Here is a 15,714-nt window from a genome sequence, read left to right as displayed (position 1 = left end):
GCGGCACGTCAGGGCGCGGGCGGCGCCTCGATCCGCGCGTACCGCTGCACCCAGGCGTGCATGGCGATCGCGGCGGCCGCCCCCGCGTTGATCGACCGGGTCGAGCCGAACTGGGCGATCGAGCACACCATCGTGGCGTGCGCGCGCGCCTCCTCGGTCAGCCCCGGCCCCTCCTGCCCGAAGAGCAGCACACAGCGGCGCGGCAGTTCGGTGCGTTCCAGCGGCACGGCGCCCGGCAGATTGTCGATCCCGATGATCGGCAGCCCCTCGGCCGCCGCCCAGGCCGTCAGCTCCGCCGTGTCCGCGTGGTGGCGTACGTGCTGGTACCGGTCGGTGACCATCGCACCGCGCCGGTTCCAGCGCCGCCGCCCGACGATATGGATCTCCTTGGCGAGGAAGGCGTTGGCCGTACGCACGACGGAGCCGATGTTGAAATCGTGGCTCCAGTTCTCCACCGCGACATGGAAGTCGTGGCGCCGGGTGTCCAGATCGGCGACGATCGCCTCGCGCGTCCAGTACCGGTAGCGGTCGACGACATTGCGCCGGTCACCGGCGGCCAGCAGCTCGGGGTCGTACCGCTCGTCGGTCGGCCAGGGCTCGCTGTGCGGGCCGACGCCGATCGGCTGGCCGAAGCCGTCGTCGTACTGGACCGGTTCCAGCTGCTCGGCCGGTGTCTCGCTGCTCACCCCACGAGAGTACGTGGCTGGTCAGGGCTCTCGCTCCGCTCCTTCGACGGCCCGTCCGGCCGGCCCCGGGAGAACAGCAGATCGCGCGACCGGTCACGCAGCAGGACGACCCTGGCGCCCAGCCACCGCAGGAAGTTCGTCGGCAGGAAGACCGCGTCGGCGGCGATCATCGCCAGCGAGAAGAACGGCAGCCCGAGCAGTACGGCGATGCCCGCGTGCTCCAGCATCATCACCACCAGCAGTACGTTCTTGACGCGCCGGTTGAAGAGCGTGAACGGGAAGGCGACCTGCACGATGACCGTGCCGTAGCTGAGCAGCATCACCATGACACCGCTGGAGGCGAGCAGCGCCGAGAGACCGGGCCAGGGCGCGAAGTAGTCCAGCTTGAGCGGGTAGTACAGCGCGGTGCCGTCCTGCCAGCGCGAGCCCTGGATCTTGTACCAGCCGGCGGTGGCGTAGACGAGACAGACCTCGGCCATGATCACAAGAAGCCCGGCGTTGTGGACGAGGTTGGCGAGGACATCGAGCAGGGCGCGCGGCTCGCCGCCCGGCGCGTACCGGTTCGCCGCCCACCACAGCCCCTGCGCGGCCCACATCCCCCAGAACAGGGCGAGCAGCCAGCTCTCGGCCCGGACCTGGTCGAGCACGGTCCCGACAAGGAGGAGCACCCCGAGAACGGCCCACAGCACCGGACCGATCCGGTCCCGTACGACAACGCCCTCCCCCTCGGCGCCGGCGGCGTCGGCACCGGAGGCGGCGGTACGTGCCGCGCGGCGGGCGTCCAGCGACCAGACCTGACCGCACCGGGTCAGTACGAGATAGATCGCCATCAGATGGATGACGTTGTCGCCGCCGTCGCCCATGAAGATCGAGCGGTTCTGGAGCGACAGCACCCCGACCATGAAGAGCACGGACATCGTCCGGGTCCGCCAGCCGAGCAGCAGCAGGGCGCTGGAGAGCACGGCGACGGCGTACACGATCTCGAACCAGACCGTGCTGTCGGACCACATCAGCGCGGTGAAGGCGCCGTTCTTCGCGATGAGCTGCTGGGCCATGTCCCAGCTCCACGGCCCGTCGGGCCCGTACAGCTCACGGCGGTGCGGCAGCTCGCGCAGCAGGAAGAGCAGCCAAGTGCCGGCGAACCCGATGCGGATGATGGCGCTCTGGTAGCGGCCGAGGGCGGTGGAGGTGACGCGCTGAAGGGCGAGAGCGGCCCGCCGCTCCACGTTCGTACGCTGGACCGATTCGCTCATGTGCCCGCCTCCGTACGGCCGTTCCGTACGCCTCCGGGAAGATCCGTGGCGTTCACCGTCCACCAGGGCAGGACGCGGTAGACCGGACGCGTGCCGGCCTTCTCCTTGCTCCAGGGCGGGGAGGCGACGGCGCTGGTGGCCGACCTGAGCTGAATGCGCTGTACGGAACCGCCCAGCTCCATGTCGGCGAGGCGCAGCATCGTGATGCGGCGGACATAGCTCTCGGAGAGCTGCCCGCGCAGACCGTTGGGGCGGTTCTGGTTGTCGTGCGACCCGACGAAGAAGTCCCAGCCCCGGCGCAGCTCGTTCTGATCGACATGGCTGGGCAGCGGATTGCCGCGGATCGCCGCGCCGTCCTGGGCGGAGAGGTCGATCCAGCCGGTGACGGTCCGCGTGGAGCCGGACTCGACCTCGGCGCGCGCCTGGACGGCGATGTTCTGCTGGAGCGGGTTGGGCGCGAAGAGCTTCCAGTTCTGTTCGAACTCGGGATAGATCCACGCGTCGACGGCCTTGCCGTGCTGCTTGGTGATCGTGTTGGACGGGGCCACGTGCAGGAACACCATGCCCACATGGAGGCAGGCCAGCAGCCCGATGACCGCGACCGCGACGGAGGCCACCACCTGGTACGGAAGGGAGAGCCCGACTATGCCCGTCCCGGGTGGCCGCGGTCCCGCCTTCGCAGCCTCGTCGTCGTACGAATCCATGCCGCCCCGATCCCCGTCGCGCCCGGTCAGTCGTCCACCACGTCATCCACAGCGGTTGACACCCTACGGGCCGTCCCGGACACGGGAGAACGCCTGGGCCCGGACCGGACCGGAGCCCGGACCTGAGCCGTCAGAGAACGAACGCCGGGGTGCCGCTCCCGGTGACCATCGGCCGCCCGGCGCCGTCCCAGGCGAGCATGCCGCCGTCCACGTTCACCGCGTCGATGCCCTGCCGCACCAGATACTGGGTGACCTGCGCGGACCGCCCGCCGACCCGGCACATCACATACACCTTCCGGCCCTCGGACACCGCCTCGGTCACCTCGCCGAAGCGCGCCACGAAGTCGCTCATCGGGACGTGCAACGCGCCCTCGACATGACCGGCCGCCCACTCGTCGTCCTCCCGGACATCCAGCACCAGGGCGTCGGACGGCACCGCCGCGGCGTCGACCGAGGGCAGCGGGGCGAAGTTCATGGGCGTAGCTCTCTCTCGTACATAACGGAACCTCGTACACAACACGGAACACAACCGCCCCGAAACAGATTCTCGGAACAGGGCTCCGGAACCGGGGCTCCGAAACCAGGGCTCCCGAACCGGGGCTCCCGAAAACCTACTGCACCAGCTTGGCGAGTTCCGTCTCGCGCTCGGAGACCTCGGCGAGCAGCTGCTCGGCGATCTCCTCCAGCAGCCGGTCCGGGTCCTCGGGCGCCATCCTGAGCATCGAGCCGATCGCGCTCTCCTCCAGCTCCTTGGCGACCACCGTCAGCATCTCCTTGCGCCGCGACAGCCACTCCAGCCGGGCGTACAGCTCCTCGCTCTCGCTCAGCCGCCGTGCCATCGGCGCGGGTCCCGCCGCCCACTCCGCCGCCAGCTCCCGCAGCAGCGGCTCGTCCCCGCGCCCGTAGGCGGCGTTGACCCGCGTGATGAACTCCTCGCGCCCGGGGCGGTCCGCGTCGTCCCGCGCCAGATCCGGGTGGGCCTTGCGCACGAGATCACGGTAGAGCTTGCGCGCCTCGTCGCTCGCCCGGACCCGCGCGGGCGGCCGTACGGGCTGCTCGGTCAGCATCGCGGCGGCCTCGGGCGACAGACCGTCCGAATCGAGCCAGTCGTGGAACAGCTCCTCCACCCCCGGCATCGGCTGCACCAGCGCCCGCGCCTCCCGCGCCCTGCGCAGGTCCTCGGGGTCTCCCGTACGGGCCGCGCGGGCCTCGGCGATCATCGCGTCCAGCTCGTCGAGGCGGGCGTACATCGGGCCGAGCCGCTGGTGGTGCAGTCGGGAGAAGTTCTCCACCTCGATCCGGAACGTCTCCAGCGCGATCTCGAACTCGATCAGCGCCTGCTCGGCGGCGCGCACGGCCTTCTCCAGCCGCGCCTCGGGCCGCGCCTCGTCCACAGCGACCGGCGCGGCTCCATCCGTACCGACCTGCGCATCGACCGGCCCTGCGACCGCGTCGGCCGTGCCACTCGCGCCCGGCGCGTCTCGTACGTCCTGCTCATCGTCGTTACGGATCGTCGGCTCCCCAGGGGCGTCGTGCATCACCCGTCCAGCGTACGGGCGATCCCGGCGCCCTCGTACGGGCGACCGCGGCGCCCGCCGGCCGGTCCGGGCGCCCCCGCCCCGCCCCCTACCGGGCCGCGGCCGTCATACCCCCAGCTCGGCGGCGGTCCGCCCGCTCCTGACGGACGCGACCAGCGCGGCGTGGTCCGCCTCCGTACGGTCCGCGTACGCCATCGCGAAGGCGGCCACGGCCACGTCCAGCTCCTCGCTCTTGCCGCAGTACCCGGCGATCAGCCGCGGGTCCGCGCTGTGCGCGTGCGCCCTGGCCAGCAGCGCCCCGGTCATCCGCCCGTAGTCGTCTATCTGGTCGGCGGGCAGCGCCGTCGGATCGACGCTCCCCTTGCGGTTCCTGAACTGGCGTACCTGGAAGGGCCTGCCGCGTACGGTCGTCCAGCCCAGCAGGTTGTCGCTGACCACCTGAATCCGCTTCTGCCCCAGCACCACCCGGCGCCCCTCGTGCATCGGCGTCGAGGGCGCCTCGAACCCGACCGCCGGGAGGTACGGCAGCAGGGCGGAGGCGCGCGCCTCCTTCACCTGGAGCACCAGCGGCCGACCCCGGTGGTCGAGCAGCAGCACCACGTACGAACGGGTCCCGACGCTGCCCGTGCCGACGATCCGGAACGCCACGTCCTGGATCGCGTACCGCGCGAGCAGCGGCAGCCGGTCCTCGGAGAGCGTGCCCAGATACTCCCCCAGCGCGGCGGCCACCGCCGCCGCCTCCTCGTCGGAGACCCGCCGCAGTACGGGCGGCGCGTCCACGAACCGGCGCCGCGCGAACCCCTCCGCACCCCTGTCGCCCGCCCCGTCGAGCGCCTCGGTCGACCGGGCGGCGAACCGCGCGCTCGTGTTGGAGCGCGCCTTCTCCGAGACGCGCTCCAGCGTGCCGGCGAGATCGTGCGCGTCCGCGTGCGAGACGAGTTCCTCGTCGGCGATGGCGTTCCACGCGTCGAGCGCCGGGAGCTTCGCCAGCAGCCGCATCGTGCGCCGGTACGCGCCGACCGCGTCCCGCGCCCCACTGCGGCAGGTGTCCTCGTCGGCGCCCGCCTCGCGGCCCGCCAGCACCAGCGAGGTCGCGAGCCGCTTGACGTCCCACTCCCAGGGGCCCGCCACGGTCTCGTCGAAGTCGTTGAGGTCGATGACGAGCCGACCGCGCGCGTCGCCGTACAGACCGAAGTTGGCCGCGTGCGCGTCCCCGCAGAGCTGGACGCCGACGCCGGTGACCGGAGTGCCCGTCAGATCGTGGGCCATCAGCCCGGCGGATCCGCGCAGGAACGCGAACGGGGTCGCCGCCATCCGCCCCACCCGTATCGGCGTCAGCTCGGGCACCCGGCCGCGGTTCGACTCCTCGGTGGCGCGCACCGCGTCGGGCCGCCCCACCGGGTACACCACCGAGGCGTGCGCGGCGCGCGGCACCCGCTCGCGCAGCGCCTTGCCCCGCGCCCTGGGCGCCGGCGCCGCCGTACGCGCCGCGAAGCCCGGTACGACCGGGATGCGCGCCGCCCCGAGACCCGTTCCCCGTCCAGGCGTCCCCGACCCGACATCGGCCATGGCGTGCGGCCCTCCCCCGTACTCGCGCGAGATCAACTGCCAAGAAGGTACCGGCCGTACGCACCGTCCCCGACCACGGCGGACGCGGTGTCAGGGGCTCTGGCAGCCGCCGTCGTCGGACGGCCGGCGGAGATGGGACTCGGCCCACGACGACAGTTCCCGCAGCGCGGGCTCCATCGCGGTCCCCGCCTCCGTCAGCCGGTACGACACCCGCAGCGGCGGCCCCGCGTCGACCTCGCGCACGACCAGTCCGGCCGCCCCCAGCTCGGTCAGCCGGTCCGAGAGCATGCGCTCACTGATGCCGGGGATCGCCCGCCGCAGATCCGCGAAGTAGACCGCGCGTTCCATGAGTACGGAAATGATCGGCCCGGTCCAGCGCTTGCCCAGCAACTCGAAGACTCGCGTGATGCTCACGTCGACCCTCTTGCAGGGCTCTGCGCTGTGATCCGCCATACGCACAGCGTACTGGGTCTCCGGAGAGGGATGAAAAAAAGTAAGCAGCCATGTTATCTATAGCAACGAACGGAAAACTCACCTCAGGAGACACACATGGCCACGCTTCTGCACCTCGACTCCGCCGTCCTCCCCGAGGGCTCCTCCGCCTCCCGCGACCTCACGGCGAAGTTCGTCCGCTCCTGGCAGGAGCAGCACCCCGAGGGCAAGGTCGTCTACCGGGACCTCGCCGCCGACCCGCTGCCCCACCTGGACGGCGCCTCCGCCGCCGCGGGCGCGGACAGCGCGCTGCGGGCCGAACTGGCGGCGGAGCTGGCCGACGCGGACGCCGTGCTCATCGGCGCCCCGATGTACAACTTCACGATCCCGTCCACCCTCAAGGCATGGTTCGACCACGTGATCATCACCGGTCACAACTCGAACATCCCCGACAACCCGCTGGCCTCGACCCCGTTCACGATCGTCGCCAGCCGTGGCGGCGCGTACGGCCCCGGCACCCCGCGCGAGGGCTTCGAGTTCGTCCAGAACTACCTGGAGAAGCTGCTCACGGGCATGTTCGGCACCACGGACATCGACTTCATCACCCCGGAGCTGACCCTCGCCCACGCCATCCCGGCGCTGAACGGCCTGATCCCGCTCGCCGAAGCCTCCCGCGCCAGGACCGAGGAAGAGGCCACCGAGAAGGCCAAGGCCCTCGCCGCCCGCCTCGCCGTCTGAGCCGGTACGCCAACGCCGTACCGCCGACGCCCGTAAGGCCCGACTTCCTACGTCATACGCCGAAGCCGTACGCCCGACGCCGTAGGGCCACCACACGCGACGCCTCCCGCCGGAGCACGCCCCCGCGCGGGAGGCATGTCTCACACCCGGCAGAGGCGACCCCACAGCCGCATGACACGGGCCGCGCAACGAAGAAGTCCCGTAGGTCGATGACCTACGGGACTTCCATCCGTGCGCGAGGGGGGAGTTGAACCCCCACGCCCTTTCGGGCACTGGAACCTGAATCCAGCGCGTCTGCCTATTCCGCCACCCGCGCATTGGGTGTGCCGTCCGGTGCCTCACCTGCTGGTGTGTGCTCCTGGCGACATCGAGAAGATTAGCACGGTGGAGGGGGTGGGTTCACCTCCGATTGTTCGACCGGTCCGACCCCGGATCAGGGAACGGACCGCGGCCGCGCCCACTCCTCCTCAGTACCCCCGGGGTGCGGGACACTGGCCGGTAGCCGCCTCTACGATCCGTGTGAGAGGTGACACTCATCGACGGGGCAGACAAGGGGAACCAGCCGATTTCCCGACGCGTGGATACGATCAGTAAGCAGTACCAGGACAGCAACGACCGAGGAGGTGCCCCATGGGAGTCATGAAGCGTTTCGAACAGCGTCTCGAAGGTTTGGTCAATGGCACCTTCGCGAAAGTGTTCAAGTCCGAGGTCCAGCCGGTCGAGATCGCGGGTGCCCTTCAGCGGGAGTGCGACAACAACGCCACGATCTGGAACCGCGAGCGGACCGTCGTCCCCAATGACTTCATCGTCGAGCTGAGCACGCCCGACTACGAGCGGCTCAGCCCGTACTCCGGCCAGCTCGGCGACGAACTGTCCGGACTCGTCCGCGACTACGCCAAGCAGCAGCGCTACACCTTCATGGGACCGATCAAGGTCCACCTGGAGAAGGCCGAGGACCTCGACACCGGGCTGTACCGGGTACGCAGCCGCACCCTGGCGTCGAGTTCGTCACAGGCGCCGGCGCCCGAGCGCGGCCCCGCCGGTCCCGGCCCGTCCGCCGCGCCCCCCGGCCCGGCCCGCGGCGGCTACGGCTACCCGCCCAGCGCCGTACCCCCACTGCCGTCCGCCGCTCCTCCCGGCGCTCCGGGAGCCACCGGCCCCGCGACGCCCGGCCCCGGCGCGATGACGCAGGGCGGCCAGGTCCGCCGCTGGATCGAGATCAACGGCAACCGCCACCAGATCTCCCGCGCGACACTGGTCCTGGGCCGCAGCACCGACGCCGACGTACGGATCGACGACCCGGGGGTTTCCCGCAGGCACTGCGAGATCCGGGCCGGGGCTCCCTCCACGATCCAGGATCTCGGATCCACCAACGGCATCGTGGTAGACGGACAGCACACCACCCGCGCTACGCTCCGCGACGGTTCGCGGATCGTCGTGGGCAACACCACCATCGTATTCAGGCAAGCCGAAGGGTGAAGCGGGGGCAATGTCAGAGCTGACCCTGACGGTCATGCGGCTAGGTTTTCTGGCCGTTCTGTGGCTGTTCGTGATCGTGGCCGTACAGGTCATCCGCAGCGATCTGTTCGGAACACGCGTCACGCAGCGCGGCTCACGCCGCAACGCCGACGCCCGCCCGCAACAGGCCCGCCAGACACCGGCGCCGCCTCAGCAGCGCCAGCAGCAGGGAGGCAGGCAGCGCCGGGGAGCGCCCACCAAACTGGTCGTCTCCGAGGGCTCGCTCACCGGCACCACGGTGGCGCTCCAGGGACAGACCATCACACTGGGCCGCGCGCACGACTCGACGATCGTCCTCGACGACGACTACGCGTCCAGTCGGCATGCCAGGATCTACCCGGACCGTGACGGCCAGTGGATCGTCGAGGATCTCGGGTCCACCAACGGCACCTATCTCGACCGGACCCGGCTCACGACCCCGCAGCCGATCGCGCTGGGCGCTCCGATCCGCATCGGAAAGACCGTCATCGAGCTGCGGAAGTAGTACGACAATGAGCGAGCGGAGCGAGCGAGCCGCAGCGGTCCCGACAGCGGGCCGGAGCAGGCTCCCGACCGGAAGGTGGGCAGTGTGGCTCGACGAGACCGGCTGGCGCGACAGTCGACCGGCGAACCGACGGGCGAGGTGCTCATGAGTCTGTCTCTGCGGTTCGCCGCCGGATCGCACAAAGGCATGATCCGGGAGGGGAACGAGGACTCCGGTTACGCCGGCCCCCGGCTGCTGGCCATCGCCGACGGCATGGGCGGCCAGGCCGCGGGCGAGGTCGCCTCCTCCGAGGTGATCTCCACCCTCGTCCAGCTCGACGACGACGTTCCCGGCTCCGACATCCTCACCTCGCTCGGTACGGCCGTACAGCAGGCCAACGACCAGTTGCGGGTCATGGTCGAGGAGGACCCCCAGCTGGAGGGCATGGGCACCACGCTCACCGCCCTCCTGTGGACCGGCCAGCGACTCGGCCTGGTCCACGTCGGGGACTCCCGCGCCTATCTGCTGCGCGACGGCGTGCTGACCCAGATCACCCAGGACCACACCTGGGTGCAGCGGCTGGTCGACGAGGGCCGGATCACCGAGGAAGAGGCCACCACCCACCCGCAGCGCTCCCTGCTGATGCGCGCGCTGGGCAGCGGCGACCATGTCGAGCCCGATCTCTCCATCCGCGAAGTCCGCGCGGGCGACCGCTACTTGATCTGTTCCGACGGGCTGTCCGGCGTGGTCTCCCACCAGACCATGGAAGAGACGCTCGCCAGCTACCAGGGCCCGCAGGAGACCATCCAGGCCCTCATCCAGCTCGCGCTGCGCGGCGGCGGCCCCGACAACATCACCTGCATCGTGGCCGACGTCCTGGACGTCGAGTCCAACGACACCCTGGCCGGACAGCTCAGCGACACCCCGGTCGTCGTCGGCGCCGTCGCGGAGAACCAGCTCCCGCTCAGCTCCGCCGAGAACGCCGCCGCGATGCAGACCCCGGCCGGCCGCGCGGCCGGCCTCGGCCGCTCCGTACCGCAGCAGCCCGCCGGCGGGTTCGGCCCGCCCGGCAGCGGCGACGCGGGGTACGGCGGAATGCCGTCGGACGGCGGCTACGGGGGCTACGACGAGGAGGAGTTCCTCAAGCCCCGGCCACGGCGCCGCTGGCTCGGGAGATCCCTCTACACCGTGCTCGCGCTGGCCGTCATCGGCGGCGGGCTGTACAGCGGCTACCGCTGGACGCAGACGCAGTACTACGTCGGCGCCAACGGCGAGCACATCGCCCTCTACCGGGGCATCAGCCAGGATCTGGCGTGGATCGATCTCTCGGAGGTCGAGAAGGACCACCCCGAGATCGAGCTGAAGTACCTCCCGCCCTACCAGCGCAAGCAGGTCGAGTCCACCATCGCCGAAGGCAGCCTGTCCCAGGGCCGCCTCAAGATCAAGGAGCTGGCCACCCAGGCGTCCGCCTGCAAGAAGGACGCCCAGCGCCGCGCCGCCGAGAGCAACGCCGGCGCGGTCACCGGACAGGCCGGCGGCACCACGGGTACGAGCACGTCCACGTCCCGGACCAGCGTCAACAAGCCGAAAGCCGCGACTCCGACTCCGAGCCCCAGTCTCTCGGAGGAAGAACAGAGCGTGGCCTCGAACTGCGGTAAGCAGTAGCCGGCCGTAGGGGGCCCTTCACCACCATGAGCGTTGTCACCAACACGACCACCATCGGCGCGATCGAAGCACCGAGCCGCCGCAACACCGAACTGGCCCTGCTCGCCTTCGCCGTCGCCATCTCCGCGTTCGCCTATCTGAACGTGGGACTGGCCCTCGACGGCAAGGTCCCCGTAGGCATGCTCGGCTACAGCCTCGGCCTCGCCCTGCTCGCCGGTATCGCGCATCTCGTGGTGCGCAAGTTCGCCAAGTACGCCGACCCGCTGCTGCTGCCCCTGGCAACGCTGCTCAACGGGCTGGGGCTGGTGCTGATCTGGCGGCTGGACCAGTCACCGCGACTGATCGAGCGCGCCGAGAGCGCATTCGGCGCGTTCAGCCCCGACGCACCCAAGCAGCTGCTGTACTCGGCCCTGGGTATCGCGCTCTTCGCCGCCGTACTGATGTTCCTGAAGGATCACCGCATCCTCCAGCGCTACACGTACATCTCCATGGCGGCCGGTCTCTTCCTGCTGATCCTGCCGATGTTCTTCCCCGCCGTGAACGGCGCCAAGATCTGGATCAACATCGGCGGATTCACCATCCAGCCCGGCGAGTTCGCGAAGATCATCATCGCGATCTTCTTCTCCGGCTATCTGATGGTCAAAAGAGACGCCCTGGCCCTCGCCAGCCGCCGCTTCATGGGTCTGTATCTGCCCCGGGGCCGTGACCTGGGACCGATTCTGGCCATCTGGGGCCTGTCCATCCTCATCCTGGTCTTCGAGACCGACCTCGGTACCTCACTGCTCTTCTTCGGTCTCTTCGTGGTCATGCTGTACGTGGCCACCGAGCGCACCAGCTGGATCGTCTTCGGTCTGCTGATGTCGGTCGTCGGAGCCGTGGCCGTCGCCAGTTTCGAGTCGCACGTCCAGGCCCGTGTCAACGCCTGGCTCGACCCCTTCTCCTGTTACCAGACAGACGTCACCGGTGCCTGCCAACAGATCGGCGACTCGCTGCTCTCCTTCGGCTCCGGCGGCACCCTCGGTACGGGACTCGGCCAGGGCAACTCCGATCTCATCGGCTTCGCCGCCAACGCCGACTTCATCCTCACCACCGTCGGTGAGGAGTTGGGCCTGGCCGGCACGATGGCCTTCTTGATGCTCTACACGCTGATCATCGAGCGCGGTGTACGGACCGCACTCGCCGCCCGTGACCCCTTCGGCAAGCTCCTCGCCATCGGGCTCTCCGGCGCCTTCGCCATCCAGATCTTCGTCGTCGCGGGTGGCGTCATCGGCCTGATCCCGCTGACCGGTATGACGATGCCGTTCGTCGCGTACGGCGGTTCCTCCGTACTGGCCAACTGGATGCTGATCGGCATCCTCATCCGTATCAGCGACACCGCCCGCCGCCCCGCACCGTCCCCGGCCCCGTCCCCCGACGCCGAGATGACCCAGGTGGTCCGACCGTGAACAAACCCCTGCGCCACATCGCGATCTTCTGTGGGCTCCTCGTCCTCGCCCTGATGGTCCGGGTCAACTGGCTCCAGTACGTCGACGCGGACGAGCTGAGCACCAACGAGTACAACAAGCGCGTCGACATCGCGCGCTACAACAGCCCCCGCGGCAACATCATCGTCGACGGCAAGCCCATAACCGGCTCGGCCAAGACGGACGACACCTACTTCGCGTACAAGCGCACCTATGTCGACGGCCCCATGTGGGCCCCCGTCACGGGTTACGCCTCGCAGGTCTTCGGTGCCAGCCAGATCGAGAACCTCGAGGACGGCGTCCTCACCGGCAACGACGACCGGCTCTTCTTCGACCGTACGCTCAGCATGTTCACCGGCGACGAGAAGAAGGGCGGCAACGTCGTCACCACCCTCAACGGCGCCGCCCAGAAGGCCGCCTACGACGGCCTCGGGAAGAAGAAGGGCGCCGTCGCGGCCATCGACCCGCAGACCGGCAAGATCCTGGCGCTGGTCTCGACCCCGAGCTACGACCCCGCCACCTTCGCCGGCCGCAACGACGCCGACAGCAAGGCGTACAACGGCCTCCAGCCGAAGAACGACCCCGACAACCCGATGCTCAACCGGGCCCTGCGCGAGACCTACCCGCCCGGCTCCACCTTCAAGGTGCTGACCGCCGCCGCGGCCCTGGAGCACGGCAAGGTCACCAATGTCGACGCGGCGACCGACTCCCCGCTCCCCTGGATCATGCCGGGCACCACCACCCCGCTGCTGAACGAGAACAACATCCCCTGCAAGAACGTCTCGCTCCGCGAGGCGCTGCGGATGTCCTGCAACACCGTCTTCGGCAAGCTCGGCGCCGATGTCGGCAAGGACAAGATGCTGGAGACCGCGAAGAAGTTCGGCTTCAACGCGGAGCAGTTCATCCCGGTCCGCGCCAACGCCTCGATCTTCCCCGAGGACATCAACGTCTCGCAGACCGCGCTCTCCTCCATCGGCCAGTACGACACCCGCGCCACCCCGCTCCAGATGGCCATGATCGCCGCCGCGGTCGCCAATGACGGCAAGCTGATGAAGCCGTACATGATCGACCGCCTGGAGACGCCCGGCCTGGACATCCTCGACAAGACCGAGCCCGAGGAGCAGAGCCGCCCGCTCACCGCCGAGCACGCGCAGATGCTCCAGTCGATCATGGAGACGGTCGTCAACGACGGTACCGGCAAGAACGCCAAGATCCCGGGCGTGACGGTCGGCGGCAAGACCGGCACCGCCCAGCACGGCGAGAACAACAGCAAGAACCCGTACGCCTGGTTCATCTCGTACGCCAAGACGGGCAACGGCTCCCCGGTGGCCGTCGCCGTCGTCGTCGCGGACGAGAACGGCAACCGCGACGACATCTCCGGTGGCGGCCTCGCCGCACCCATCGCCAAGGACGTCATGAAAGCGGTCATCGACAGCAAGAAGTGACGCCTGTCACGGCTCACGTCCATACCTGCACATTGCGATACCGGTCGTATATCAGGTGACCGTTACGGGCCAATCACCTGTGGCCTGCCCGGTAGCGTAGGCGCGAACAGCACACCGCCCGACCACACACCGGTGCGGTCGGGACTGACGGAGAGGGCTGGAACGCTATGGAAGAGGCGCGTCGCCTCGGCGGCCGGTACGAGCTGGGCTCGGTGCTCGGCCGTGGTGGCATGGCGGAGGTCTACCTCGCCCATGACACCCGGCTCGGCCGCTCCGTCGCCGTGAAGACCCTGCGGGCGGACCTCGCCCGTGACCCGTCGTTCCAGGCCAGGTTCCGCAGAGAGGCCCAGTCGGCCGCCTCGCTCAACCACCCGGCGATCGTCGCGGTCTACGACACCGGCGAGGATTACGTGGACGGGGTCTCCCTCCCGTACATCGTGATGGAGCACGTCGACGGGTCGACCCTGCGGGAGCTGCTGCACTCCGGCCGGAGACTGCTCCCCGAGCGCACGCTGGAGATGACGGTCGGGATCCTCCAGGCGCTGGAGTACTCGCACCGCAACGGCATCGTCCACCGCGACATCAAACCGGCCAACGTCATGCTGACGCGCACCGGCCAGGTCAAGGTCATGGACTTCGGCATCGCCCGCGCGATGGGCGACTCCGGGATGACGATGACCCAGACCTCCGCCGTCATCGGCACCGCCCAGTACCTCTCCCCCGAGCAGGCCAAGGGCGAACAGGTCGACGCGCGCTCCGACCTCTACTCGACCGGCTGCCTGCTCTACGAGCTGCTGACGGTCCGGCCGCCGTTCATCGGGGACTCCCCGGTGGCGGTGGCCTATCAGCATGTACGGGAAGAACCGCAGACCCCGAGCGTCTTCGACCCCGAGATCACGCCCGAGATGGACGCGATCGTCCTGAAGGCCCTCGTCAAGGACCGGGACTACCGTTACCAGTCCGCCGACGAGATGCGCGCCGACATCGAGGCGTGCCTCGACGGCCAGCCCGTCGCCGCCACCGCCGCCATGGGCACGGTCGGCTACGACGGCGGGTACGGCGGCCCGGCCGACCAGACGGCCGCCATGCACCAGGGCCCGGCCGCCGCCCAGACCTCGATGCTCCCGCCGATGAACGGGGACGACGGCTTCGGCGGGTACGACGACCGCCCCGACCGCCGTCGCGGGAACCAGAAGAAGTCCAGCACCTCCACGGTCCTGCTCGCGGTCGCGGGCGTCCTCGTACTGGTCGGCGCGATCCTGATCGGCAAGTCGGTCTTCGGCGGCGACGACACCAAGGTCAACCAGCTGGACGTACCCCAGTTCGTCGGGAAGACGCTCACGGACGCCGAGCGGTCCGCCGACAACGCGGGCGTGAAGATCAAGCAGTCCGGCTCCGAGCGCTGTGAGGTCCCCAAGGGCTCCATCTGCAGCCAGAACCCCGAGAGCGGCCCGGTCAACCAGGGCGACACCATCCTGGTCGTCGTCTCGGAGGGCGCCCCGCAGGTCAAGGTCCCGGACGTCACCGAGAAGCAGGAACAGAGCGCGACGGACCTCCTGGAGAACGACGGCTTCGTCGTCAAGACCGAGGAAGAGGAGTCCGAGAGCACCGCCGGTTCGGTGCTCAGGCAGGACCCCGAGGCCGGCGCGGCGGTCGAGAAGGGCTCCACGGTCACGCTGACGATCGCGAAGCAGGCCAAGGTCACCGTTCCCCCGGTGACCGGCAGGTCCCTCGCCGACGCGACCGCCCAGCTGACGGCCCTCGGCTTCACGGTCAACTCCACCCAGGTCGACTCCGACCAGCCCGCGGGCAATGTCGTCAAGCAGAGCCCGGACGGCAACTCCCAGGCGGAGAAGGGCACCCAGGTCACCCTGGAGGTCTCCAACGGCCCGAAGCAGGAGGAGCCGGAGAAGGTCGCCATCCCCGACGGTCTCGTCGGCCAGCGCCTGGAGGACGTCAAGGACCAGCTCCAGGGCCTCGGCCTCACGGTCGGCATCACCCAGGGCTCGTCCGACGACGACGACGCCCGCGTCCTGTCCGTCGACCCCGGCCCCGGCACGCAGGTCGACAAGGGCGGCCTCGTCACCCTCACCACCTTCGGTGCCCAGAACAACAACGGGAACAACGGCGGCGGGAACAACGGCGGCAACAACGGCGGTGGGAACAACAACAACGGCGGCGTCGACTTCTCGGACTTCTTCAACAACTGAGACAGCCCCGAGGGTACGAAGCGCCCCGGC

General features: G+C 69.6%; 14 protein-coding genes and 1 tRNA gene. 7 read left to right on the top strand and 8 right to left on the bottom strand.

Annotation, left to right across the window (positions count from 1 at the left end):
* Positions 1 to 8: 8 nt before the first annotated feature.
* The 7 genes from ACIP8W_RS22345 to ACIP8W_RS22315 all read right to left on the bottom strand — a co-directional run bounded on the left by ACIP8W_RS22345 (position 9) and on the right by ACIP8W_RS22315 (position 6,203).
* The gene (locus ACIP8W_RS22345) at positions 9 to 686 is read right to left on the bottom strand and encodes a TrmH family RNA methyltransferase (RefSeq protein ID WP_401954811.1); all 678 of its coding nucleotides are present in this window, start codon (positions 684 to 686) and stop codon (positions 9 to 11) included.
* Positions 683 to 1,939 carry an HTTM domain-containing protein gene (locus ACIP8W_RS22340; protein WP_401954814.1) on the bottom strand — a complete coding sequence of 419 codons (1,257 nt, stop codon included), beginning with the start codon at positions 1,937 to 1,939 and terminating at the stop codon, positions 683 to 685. Before ACIP8W_RS22340 ends, ACIP8W_RS22345 begins: the two co-directional genes overlap by 4 nt.
* Positions 1,936 to 2,643, bottom strand: coding sequence for a DUF5819 family protein (locus ACIP8W_RS22335; RefSeq protein ID WP_401954817.1), 708 nt, complete (start codon positions 2,641 to 2,643; stop codon positions 1,936 to 1,938). The genes ACIP8W_RS22340 and ACIP8W_RS22335 overlap by 4 nt, the downstream gene beginning before the upstream one ends.
* A 130-nt stretch (positions 2,644 to 2,773) precedes the next feature.
* Positions 2,774 to 3,118, bottom strand: coding sequence for a rhodanese-like domain-containing protein (locus ACIP8W_RS22330; RefSeq protein ID WP_401954820.1), 345 nt, complete (start codon positions 3,116 to 3,118; stop codon positions 2,774 to 2,776).
* Positions 3,119 to 3,254: 136 nt separating this feature from the next.
* Positions 3,255 to 4,184, bottom strand: coding sequence for a J domain-containing protein (locus tag ACIP8W_RS22325; protein ID WP_402204298.1), 930 nt, complete (start codon positions 4,182 to 4,184; stop codon positions 3,255 to 3,257).
* A gap of 102 nt (positions 4,185 to 4,286) precedes the next feature.
* The gene (locus tag ACIP8W_RS22320; protein ID WP_402204296.1) at positions 4,287 to 5,750 is read right to left on the bottom strand and encodes a DUF2252 domain-containing protein; all 1,464 of its coding nucleotides are present in this window, start codon (positions 5,748 to 5,750) and stop codon (positions 4,287 to 4,289) included.
* A gap of 90 nt (positions 5,751 to 5,840) precedes the next feature.
* Positions 5,841 to 6,203 (bottom strand): winged helix-turn-helix transcriptional regulator, encoded by a 363-nt coding sequence (locus ACIP8W_RS22315; protein WP_401954824.1) that lies wholly within the window; start codon positions 6,201 to 6,203, stop codon positions 5,841 to 5,843.
* A 96-nt stretch (positions 6,204 to 6,299) separates the two neighbouring features.
* On the opposite strand from ACIP8W_RS22315, the gene ACIP8W_RS22310 reads away from it, so the two are divergent.
* On the top strand, positions 6,300 to 6,920 hold the full coding sequence (locus ACIP8W_RS22310) for an FMN-dependent NADH-azoreductase (protein ID WP_401954826.1): 621 nt from the start codon (positions 6,300 to 6,302) through the stop codon (positions 6,918 to 6,920).
* Positions 6,921 to 7,152: 232 nt separating this feature from the next.
* Here ACIP8W_RS22310 and ACIP8W_RS22305 read toward each other — a convergent pair.
* Positions 7,153 to 7,236, bottom strand: a tRNA-Leu gene (locus ACIP8W_RS22305).
* A 314-nt stretch (positions 7,237 to 7,550) separates the two neighbouring features.
* On the opposite strand from ACIP8W_RS22305, the gene ACIP8W_RS22300 reads away from it, so the two are divergent.
* From ACIP8W_RS22300 to pknB, 6 genes are all read left to right on the top strand, one after another.
* Positions 7,551 to 8,399, top strand: coding sequence for an FhaA domain-containing protein (locus tag ACIP8W_RS22300; protein ID WP_401954829.1), 849 nt, complete (start codon positions 7,551 to 7,553; stop codon positions 8,397 to 8,399).
* A gap of 10 nt (positions 8,400 to 8,409) precedes the next feature.
* Positions 8,410 to 8,922 (top strand): FHA domain-containing protein, encoded by a 513-nt coding sequence (locus ACIP8W_RS22295; protein WP_401954832.1) that lies wholly within the window; start codon positions 8,410 to 8,412, stop codon positions 8,920 to 8,922.
* Positions 8,923 to 9,066: 144 nt separating this feature from the next.
* Positions 9,067 to 10,566, top strand: coding sequence for a Stp1/IreP family PP2C-type Ser/Thr phosphatase (locus ACIP8W_RS22290; RefSeq protein ID WP_401955008.1), 1,500 nt, complete (start codon positions 9,067 to 9,069; stop codon positions 10,564 to 10,566).
* 26 nt (positions 10,567 to 10,592) lie between these two features.
* A complete protein-coding gene (locus ACIP8W_RS22285) occupies positions 10,593 to 12,011 on the top strand; it encodes an FtsW/RodA/SpoVE family cell cycle protein (protein WP_401954835.1) in 1,419 nt (472 codons plus the stop codon).
* Positions 12,008 to 13,474 carry a peptidoglycan D,D-transpeptidase FtsI family protein gene (locus tag ACIP8W_RS22280; protein WP_401954838.1) on the top strand — a complete coding sequence of 489 codons (1,467 nt, stop codon included), beginning with the start codon at positions 12,008 to 12,010 and terminating at the stop codon, positions 13,472 to 13,474. The genes ACIP8W_RS22285 and ACIP8W_RS22280 overlap by 4 nt, the downstream gene beginning before the upstream one ends.
* A 167-nt stretch (positions 13,475 to 13,641) precedes the next feature.
* On the top strand, positions 13,642 to 15,684 hold the full coding sequence (gene pknB / locus ACIP8W_RS22275; RefSeq protein WP_401954840.1) for a Stk1 family PASTA domain-containing Ser/Thr kinase: 2,043 nt from the start codon (positions 13,642 to 13,644) through the stop codon (positions 15,682 to 15,684).
* The last annotated feature ends 30 nt before the right edge of the window (positions 15,685 to 15,714 follow it).

The sequence above is a fragment of the Streptomyces sp. NPDC088554 genome, from assembly GCF_044752945.1.
In the GTDB taxonomy this organism is placed as follows: Bacteria; Actinomycetota; Actinomycetes; order Streptomycetales; family Streptomycetaceae; genus Streptomyces.
The sequence above is the reverse complement of the archived record's forward strand: the minus strand, read 5'-3'. Positions and strand labels throughout refer to the sequence as shown.